The following is a 9,018-nucleotide window of genomic DNA, read 5'->3' as shown; positions in this document are numbered from 1 at the left end:
TTTTATTGGGCTCATTTGCCTGTTTTTCTTTGATAAATGCACGTGCCTGACGAATTTTTCTTTTACAGGTTTTGGCACTTTAGGTGGAATAAGTTTAGCAGCCTGGTTGAACCACACGAGTAAGCTGAAGTCACCTTCCATTTTAATGCTACCGTCTTGCATACCTGTCATGAACGCAGTTGGATCACCTTTGACCAGTGTTTTCACACCTTGTTCACTATCTGCAAATTGTAAAATAAAGTCTGCTTTTTCAGGGTTACCTGCAACGGTATCAATCTTGCCATGGTTCACAATAATCTGACGTGCCATACCCAAATCTGTACCAATTTGAATACGGAACTCGCGGTCATGCACCAACTCAATAAACTTAGGGCTAGTACGTGCCAATTGCTTCATACGCAACGCCAAACCTGCCACCAACAAATCAAGTGGATCAGTGCTTACATCAACAATAGGTAACTTAACCACAGGTAAAGAAGAAAGCTTCATGACAATTATGCCCACAGTATAATGATGAAAATTAAGACAACCGTATCCTAGCACAATTGTAGCGGCGTCGGTAAAAGCTTTGTTGCAGAAAGTTGATACAAAAAAGGCATGCTAAGCATGCCTTTGATGTTGTTCGAATTATTATGATTTATCGGCTAGAACATTGTTGTTGGTCATCCTTATATACAGGTGTATGTTCAATATACTGACGATTTGCCAGTTGTTTTTGTGCTTGTTTGTCTTCACGTAAAAGAATGAATGTAACCGTCACCATCGCGAGGCTCAGTGCCGTCAGATAACTATAGGCGACTGACATTTCGAACGCGGTTTGCACACCAAAGCGCACCACTTCTAACAGTCCCCAGCTCAACATACCTGCCAACATAAAACCTAACCAACGACGATAAGGAGAAAAGAAAACAGCAATAACTGCGACAGCGATTAAGCCAAATCCAACCCACATGGTGAAATTCGCTGCTTCCATAGAAACCTCCGTCTTAAATAAGGTGGTCTGTATTCAATCATCAGACCTCATATTGTTCTGTAATCTCTAAACAGTGATTCGTATTGCATTAACGTCTTTATGCATTATGGAGCGTTTTTTTTAGAAAAAAAGAGCCTGAAATTAATCATACGACATAAGATGTCGCAATATGCTTTTGTCATTACATTTTTTTAATCTACAAAAAACCTGAATCTCTATATAGCGTCAATTTCCGCGTGTCATTACAAAAAAACATGCCTCATTTTCGCTGAGAAAAAACTTTTTTCTGAATTTTTTTATCGTTGTTTTTCTATACATTTAGACATAAATATGACGGATTAATGACGCACCAAAATGGAGTATGCCGTGACAAATCACGGCATAATTTAACACCCAAGATTATATTTTAAGCACGATTTAAATCTTTATCATGCATACCTAATAAGTACAGCACGCCATCTAAACCAACGCTTGAGATCGCTTGGTTGGCATTTTGGCGAACCAATGGTTTCGCTCGGAAAGCCACGCCTAAACCTGCAATCGAAAGCATCGGTAAATCATTTGCACCATCCCCTACAGCCATCGCCTGCTCTAAAGAAATTCCCATTTTATCGGCTAACTGACGTAATAATTCAGCTTTACGTGCACCATCGACAATTGCGCCTTTTACTTCGCCTGTTACAACACCATTTTCGACATCTAAAATATTGGCGTGAACTTCATCAATGCCTAATTTCTCTTGAAGATATTCAGCAAAATATTGGAAACCACCAGATAAAATTGCCGTACGATAACCCAATGCTTTTAAGGTTGAAATCAATCGAGCTGCGCCTTCAGTAATGGTCAAGCGTTCAGCAATCTTCGGTAAAACAGATGCATCCAATCCTTTTAATAAAGCGACACGTGCTCTAAAACTTTGTTGGAAATCAAGTTCACCCTGCATAGCACGTTCAGTAATTTCAGCGACTTGAGCACCCACACCTGCTTCTAGCGCTAATTCATCAATGACTTCTTGTTCAATCAACGTAGAGTCCATATCAAAGCACACTAAACGACGATTACGACGATAAGCATTGTCTTCTTGTACAGCAACGTCGATATTTAACTCCCCCGATAAACTTAAACAAGCGGCACGCATGGCTTGCGCATCCAACATTTGCCCACTGAGACCAAATTGCACACAGGCACGACGAGGAGAACTTTGCTCCGCATCTAAATCCAAACGACCTGACAAACGTGTAACCGTCTCAATGTTAAAGCCTTGACTAGAAACAATTTTTGTGACGGCTTGCAAATGTTCAGCCGTTAATTCAGGTGCCAATGCTGTCACGATATAACGTGTACGCCCACCTTCACTCACCCATTGATCATATTCTGCGTTGGAGATTGGTTTAAATCGCACAGTTAAGCCAATATCATGTGCTAAAATCAGTATTTCTTTCATTGCTAATGCTGTTGCAGTCTCATTATCCGAAGCAACAACGATCCCAAGGGTAAGTTGATTATGGATAACAGCCTGACCAACATCGAGTATTTGCAAAGAATGTACGGAGAGTACCTGCATTAATCGAGTAAACTGATTCGGTTGATCTGGTCCTAAAAAGGATATAAGAATGATTTCTCGCATGAATTGACTCGTGGTTGAGCGACAACTATTGTAAGAATCATAACATAACCCATGAATCTATTTGCCTTGGAAGTTTAACTTGAATGCGCCTCGACAAGGGCTATTTGCTAGCCTACTCACCGTAAGTTTTGCATTGCATACCTTTTTATTGGTGATTGCAACAACCCATCAGCTCAATGAAAATCGCGCCAGCCAAGGACAACTGATGACCAGTCAGTTGGTGGCAGATAGTCTTTCAGAATTAGAGCCTGCAAATACAGTCTCTTTGGCATTAGTCGCCAATCGTTATGCAACCAATCCGAGCGTTGCCTCGATTCGTATTTTGGATGCCAATAAACAAGTCCTTGCGACTAGTGGTATGGCAAAGACACGTCAAGGTGAGGTCTTTGTCCGTGATGCATTACAAAATGAAAAAAAAGTCGGAACGGTTGAAATTACGCTGATCGAACCAAGCATCGGAGAAATCTTAAGAACACAATGGTTGGCGATTCTAGTTTCATTGTTTATTCATGGCTTAATTTGGCTTGCGTATCGTGCAATCGCGCGACCAACACGCAGTGAATATCTTGCGCAGATCAATCAAGAAAATCATCTTAAGCATGAAATTCAACGTTTAACACAAGCTTTAGCTTTAGAAAAGCAAAATACTGTCACCTTGGTTGCTCAAGCACAGCAGCAAGCGAAAGCTCAACCGAAACCACGTATTGAAAAAAGTGTGAGCGATCAAGCACCGTTAGATGACCAATCATTGGCGCTTAATATTCAGTTTTATGATCCAAAACAGTTATTGAGCAGCGTCAATCAATCGGTTTCTTTGCCTTATTTTAAATTGTGCCAATTATTCTTAGATAAAAGTATTGATCTATGTACGAAGCACTACCAAATCGATGCAGAGAAAATTCAAGTTGTTCAAGAATTTAATGCGGATGGTGCGACATTATCAACAAGTGCAGATCAACCACATGCGCTTGAATGTTTGATGATGGTTGGGGGCGTTTTCCAATTATTGGCAGATGTTCTATATAAACGCTACCGTGAAGATAAACGCTTTGCACTGCAAACTCGCGGTGCTGTTGCTTGTGCAGTCGATGCAATGCAACTCGATGCGATTGAAGCATCCAAACGTTTAACTCAACATTTACATGCTAAAGAAGCAGCATTGCATTTGAATCACGATCAACTCAAAGAGATTCAAAATAATTATGAATTGGTCGCAATGCCAAATCCAAGCAATATTATGACCCGTCATGCCTTTATGATTAATGGTATGAATGAAGCATGTGCAACGGTTGCTCAAAACCTTCGCACTGAGATTTTGATGGGTAAAAAAGCAAAATCATCTGCTGAATCTATCGATATTTCAACGCCATAACGCGTCCATCATGACTGCAAAACCAACCTAGTTCTTTGTTATAGAACTAGGTTTTTTAATTGATGATCAAGCACACAGGCGAAATTTATTAAAATGCGGTAAACTATGCCAGATTTATCGAATACTAATGCCGTTACTGGCAGCTTAAAAGGTGAAAGCGAATGCCGCTGAGTCGTGTTGAAGAGCTTGTCGCAGATATTCGTGCAGGCAAAATGGTCATCCTGATGGATGATGAAGATCGTGAAAATGAAGGTGACTTAGTCATCGCTGCGACGCATGTTCGTCCTGAAGATATTAACTTCATGATTACCCATGCACGTGGTTTGGTCTGCCTCACACTGAGCCGTGAACGCTGTAAGCAACTTAATCTTCCATTAATGGTTGATCAAAACGGCGCGCAACATGCAACAAACTTTACCCTTTCAATTGAAGCTGCTGAAGGGATTAGCACAGGTATTTCTGCTGCTGAACGTGCACATACAATTCGTACTGCGGTTGCGGCACATGCCAAACCAAGTGACATTGTACAACCAGGTCATATTTTCCCATTGATGGCGCAACCTGGTGGTGTACTGCATCGTGCAGGTCATACTGAAGCTGGTTGTGATTTAACTCGCCTTGCTGGTCTTGAACCAGCATCTGTGATTTGTGAAATCATCAATGAAGACGGCACAATGGCGCGTCGTCCAGATTTAGAGGTTTTCGCAGAAAAACATGGTCTTAAAATTGGTACGATCGCAGATCTAATCCATTACCGCATGACCAACGAGCAAACTGTTGAACGTTTATCACAGGAAAGCATTCAAACCCAATATGGTACGTTTGAACTGTATAAATACCGTGAAATCGGTAACCCAGATATTCATTTAGCTTTAGTGAAAGGTGAGCCAAAAGATGGTATCACGACTGTTCGCGTGCATGGCTTCAATCCAGTTCGTGACTTATTAAAGCTCAATAAAGCAGATGGTTCTCCTGCTTGGAATCTAGACCTTGCGATGAAAACGATTGCTGAAAGTGACCGTGGCGTGTTGGTATGGATTGGTCAGGATCATTTGGAAGACTTAGGTCATGCTTTGCATCACATGAATCAACCAAAACCATTAAAATCAAATGCAGCACTCTCCCAACAATATCAAACGATTGGTGTCGGTGCGCAAATTTTACGTGATCTTGGTGTAGAGAAAATGAAACTATTAAGTTCTCCGCTTCGTTTCAATGCCTTATCAGGATTTAATTTAGAGGTAGTGGAATACATCACTGCCGATCAAATCACAGCAAAATAATCGAGGTTGCTATGGCAATTCGCCGAATTGAAGGTTTATTACATCTCGCAAGCGAAGGTCGTTATGCGATCTTAGTGGGTCGTTTCAACAGTTTCGTCGTTGAGCATTTACTTGAAGGTGCGATCGACACTTTAAAACGTCACGGCGTTTCAGAAGAAGCGATTACTGTTATTCATGCACCAGGTGCGTGGGAACTTCCAATCGTTGCAAAAAAATTAGCAGCTTCAAATCAATTTGATGCCATCATTGCACTCGGTGCAGTCATTCGTGGCAGCACACCACACTTCGACTTTGTTGCAGGTGAATGTGCAAAAGGTTTAGGTGTTGTTGCACTTGAAAGCACAATGCCAGTGATCAATGGTGTCTTAACAACAGATAGCATTGAACAAGCTATTGAACGTTCTGGTACGAAAGCAGGAAATAAAGGCAGCGAAGCTGCACTTACTGCAATCGAAATGGTTAACTTATTAAAGGCAATTTAAAGCATGTCGCAAACACTTCAGGCCGCTTATGCAGCGAAACGCAAAGCACGTCGTTTTGCTGTACAAGGGATTTATGAATGGCAAATGAGTCAAAATCCTGTACATGAAATTGAAGCACGTACGCGTGTTGAAAATGCAATGCACAAAGTTGACTTAAATTATTACCATGAATTGCTCACTCAAGTGGTTGCTCAACATGAAGCTTTAGATGAGCTCCTTATTCCTGTACTTGACCGTGAACTGACTGCACTTGATGGTGTAGAGCTTGCAGCTTTACGACTAGGTGCTTATGAATTACGAGATCATCTCGAAATTCCATATCGCGTGGTACTGGATGAAGCAATTGAATTAGCAAAACACTTTGGTGGTGCAGATAGTCATAAATACATCAATGGTGTATTAGACCGTTTATCATCAAAGCTTCGTGAAGCTGAAAAACAACAAGCAAAATAATAGGCTTGATGTTGTATGGCTGAGTTTTCGATTATTGACCGTTATTTTAAACGAACGTCTAAAGTTGATGTAAGTTTAGGCATTGGCGATGACTCAGCTATTGTTACCCCTCCTTTGTCACAACAACTGGTGATCTGCACAGATACATTGGTTGCTGGTCGTCATTTCCCATTAGACACTTCAGCGCATGCAATTGGCTGGAAAAGTGTCGCAGTCAATTTATCTGATATTGCTGCAATGGGAGCAGAACCTCACAGTATTTTACTCGCTTTGAGCCTCCCTCATGTTGATGAAGCTTGGTTGGCTGAATTTAGTCGAGGCTTGTTTGACTGTTGTGACCAGTTCAGTGTTTCACTGATTGGTGGCGACACAACTCAAAGCTCTCAACTCACCATTAGCGTGACAGCATTCGGTTGGATTGATCACGGACAAGCTGTGACTCGATCAGGTGCTCAAATCGGTGACTATATTTGTGTGAGTGGGCAAGTGGGAGATGCAGCATACGGGCTAAAACATCTAGGGCACCCATTACAACATCGCTTAGATTACCCAACGCCACGTTGCCAGCTCGGTCAACAATTAAAAGGCTTGGCATCCAGCATGATCGATATCTCTGATGGACTCGCACAAGACTTAGGTCATATTCTCAAAGCCTCCAAGGTTGGGGCAAAATTACAACTTGAACAGCTTCCGTTAGATCCATCACTAAAACAAATTGAACCACGACATGCTTGGCAATATGCACTCGCAGGTGGCGATGATTACGAATTATGCTTTACAATATCACCGCAAAACTATGAGAAACTACAGCAACAGCAACTCGATGTTCCGCTTACAATAATCGGCGAAATTACCCAACAATCTGGATTGTTATTTGAGTATATGGGCGATATTTACCCATTACATGTTCATGGATACCAACACTTTGCATAAACCTCCCATCCACTTCAACCAAATGAGTTGGTATGACCGCTTTATCGTTTTTTGTGGTGTCGGCTTTGGTTCAGGACTCAGCCCGAAAGCGCCCGGAACGTTTGGTTCTGCCTTTGCACTGCTGTTTGTTCCATTCTGGTTACAACTTGGATTGCTAGGTAGTATCGTCGCAATTGTCCTCATGTCATTGGTTGGCATTTATATTTGTGGACATACGGCAAAAGTCATTCACGTTCATGATGATGGACGTATCGTTTGGGATGAGTTTGCAGGTCAATCTATTACTCTATTGCCTTTGCTTTATCTACAGCAAATGAATTGGTTGTGGGTCATTGCGGGATTTATCTTATTTCGTATCTTTGATGTCTGGAAGCCATTCCCTATTAGTTGGGCTGATCAAAAAGTGTCAGGTGGCTTTGGCATTATGCTCGATGACATTATTGCTGGACTTTGGGCCGCACTCTGTATTTTTATAATCCATTTTTATTTTTTGACCTAACACATTAATATTAGGGTTAATTATGTCAACAACAGTCATTATTCTTGCTGCAGGGAAAGGAACGCGAATGCGTTCACAACTACCAAAAGTGTTACAACCGCTTGCTGGTCGTCCACTTTTAGGTCATGTGATTGAAACAGCAAAAAAACTACAAGCTCAGAATATTATTACCATTTATGGGCATGGTGGAGAACTGGTTAAAAATCGCTTTGCCGCTGAACAAATCGAGTGGGTGGAGCAAGCGGAGCAGTTGGGCACAGGTCATGCCGTCCAAATGACTTTACCTGTCTTAGCTCAGGATGGTATTTCACTTATCTTATATGGTGATGTTCCTCTGGTTCGCCAAAGTACGCTTGAACAACTACTTGAAGCATCAAGCCAATCAGGCATTGGGATGATTACCTTAAATGTTGAAAACCCAACAGGTTATGGTCGTATCGTACGCCAAGCTGGAAAAATCCAAGCGATTGTTGAGCATAAAGATGCCAATGAAGAACAACGACAAATCCAAGAAATCAATACAGGCATTTATTGCGTAAGTAATGCAAAGCTACATCAATGGTTACCAAAACTGTCTAACAATAATGTGCAAGGTGAATACTACCTGACTGATATTGTTGCAATGGCTGTTGCCGATGGCTTAGAAATTGCATCGATCCAGCCTGAAATTGAGTTTGAAGTGGAAGGCGTAAATGACCGTTTGCAATTAGCGGCATTGGAACGTGAATTTCAGCAACAACAAGCCAAAGAATTGATGCAACAAGGCGTACACCTGATTGATCCAAGTCGTTTTGATCTACGTGGTCATCTCAAATGTGGTCAAGACGTGCAGATTGATATCAATGTCATTATTGAAGGTGATTGTGAGCTTGGCGATAACGTTCAACTTGGCGCTGGCTGTATCTTGAAAAACACACGCATTGCCGCTGGAACAAAAGTTCAAGCCTACAGCGTTTTTGAAAATGCTATCGTGGGCGAAAATACCCAAATTGGACCTTTTGCACGTTTACGTCCAGGTGCAAACTTGGGTAATGATGTGCATATTGGCAACTTTGTTGAAGTGAAAAATTCAAACATTGGTCAAGGGTCCAAAGCCAATCATTTTACCTATTTAGGTGATGCTGATATCGGTGCAGATTGTAATATTGGCGCAGGCACGATTACTTGTAATTATGATGGTGCAAACAAACACCGTACTGTGATTGAAGACAATGTCTTCATTGGCACAAATAATTCCTTGGTTGCACCGATCAAAATTGGTCAGGGTGCGACCACTGGTGCTGGCTCAACCCTAACGAGAGACGTCGCTGATCATAGTTTAGCTGTGGAACGTGCTAAACAATTTGAAAAAGCAAATTATCAACGTCCCCAAAAGCTGAAAAAATAAGAGGATATA

The 9,018-nt window shown here is 41.5% G+C and carries 9 protein-coding genes and 1 pseudogene; 7 read left to right on the top strand and 3 right to left on the bottom strand.

Annotated elements, in window-relative coordinates; translation table 11 throughout:
* The 3 genes and pseudogenes from ACT4_RS06545 to serB all read right to left on the bottom strand — a co-directional run.
* A pseudogene (locus ACT4_RS06545) lies at positions 1-489 on the bottom strand (hypothetical protein); the annotation flags it as partial.
* Between the two features lie 148 nt (positions 490-637).
* A complete protein-coding gene (gene aciT, locus ACT4_RS06540) occupies positions 638-973 on the bottom strand; it encodes a ciprofloxacin tolerance protein AciT (protein WP_004878149.1) in 336 nt (111 codons plus the stop codon).
* A 406-nt stretch (positions 974-1,379) separates the two neighbouring features.
* A complete protein-coding gene (serB, locus tag ACT4_RS06535; RefSeq protein WP_004878150.1) occupies positions 1,380-2,600 on the bottom strand; it encodes a phosphoserine phosphatase SerB in 1,221 nt (406 codons plus the stop codon).
* A gap of 61 nt (positions 2,601-2,661) precedes the next feature.
* Between serB and ACT4_RS06530 the strand changes: the two genes are divergently transcribed.
* The 7 genes from ACT4_RS06530 (at position 2,662) to glmU (ending at position 9,009) form a co-directional block, all read left to right on the top strand.
* Entirely contained in the window at positions 2,662-3,972 is a 1,311-nt protein-coding gene (locus ACT4_RS06530) for a hypothetical protein (RefSeq protein WP_165593501.1), read from the top strand.
* A 161-nt stretch (positions 3,973-4,133) separates the two neighbouring features.
* Complete coding sequence (gene ribBA / locus ACT4_RS06525; RefSeq protein WP_004878154.1) at positions 4,134-5,255, top strand: bifunctional 3,4-dihydroxy-2-butanone-4-phosphate synthase/GTP cyclohydrolase II; 1,122 nt, start codon at positions 4,134-4,136, stop codon at positions 5,253-5,255.
* Between the two features lie 11 nt (positions 5,256-5,266).
* A complete protein-coding gene (gene ribE, locus ACT4_RS06520; protein WP_004878155.1) occupies positions 5,267-5,737 on the top strand; it encodes a 6,7-dimethyl-8-ribityllumazine synthase in 471 nt (156 codons plus the stop codon).
* Positions 5,738-5,740: 3 nt separating this feature from the next.
* The gene (gene nusB / locus ACT4_RS06515) at positions 5,741-6,190 is read left to right on the top strand and encodes a transcription antitermination factor NusB (protein WP_004878158.1); all 450 of its coding nucleotides are present in this window, start codon (positions 5,741-5,743) and stop codon (positions 6,188-6,190) included.
* 15 nt (positions 6,191-6,205) lie between these two features.
* Positions 6,206-7,123 carry a thiamine-phosphate kinase gene (gene thiL / locus ACT4_RS06510; protein WP_007480832.1) on the top strand — a complete coding sequence of 306 codons (918 nt, stop codon included), beginning with the start codon at positions 6,206-6,208 and terminating at the stop codon, positions 7,121-7,123.
* On the top strand, positions 7,101-7,622 hold the full coding sequence (locus tag ACT4_RS06505; RefSeq protein WP_034604712.1) for a phosphatidylglycerophosphatase A: 522 nt from the start codon (positions 7,101-7,103) through the stop codon (positions 7,620-7,622). Before thiL ends, ACT4_RS06505 begins: the two co-directional genes overlap by 23 nt.
* A 22-nt stretch (positions 7,623-7,644) precedes the next feature.
* On the top strand, positions 7,645-9,009 hold the full coding sequence (gene glmU / locus ACT4_RS06500) for a bifunctional UDP-N-acetylglucosamine diphosphorylase/glucosamine-1-phosphate N-acetyltransferase GlmU (protein WP_007480829.1): 1,365 nt from the start codon (positions 7,645-7,647) through the stop codon (positions 9,007-9,009).
* The last annotated feature ends 9 nt before the right edge of the window (positions 9,010-9,018 follow it).

Origin of the sequence: Acinetobacter sp. NBRC 100985 (assembly GCF_000241225.1) — a bacterium.
GTDB lineage: Bacteria > Pseudomonadota > Gammaproteobacteria > Pseudomonadales > Moraxellaceae > Acinetobacter > Acinetobacter venetianus.
Note: the sequence above shows the minus strand (reverse complement) of the source record. Positions and strands in the feature narration are given on the sequence as shown.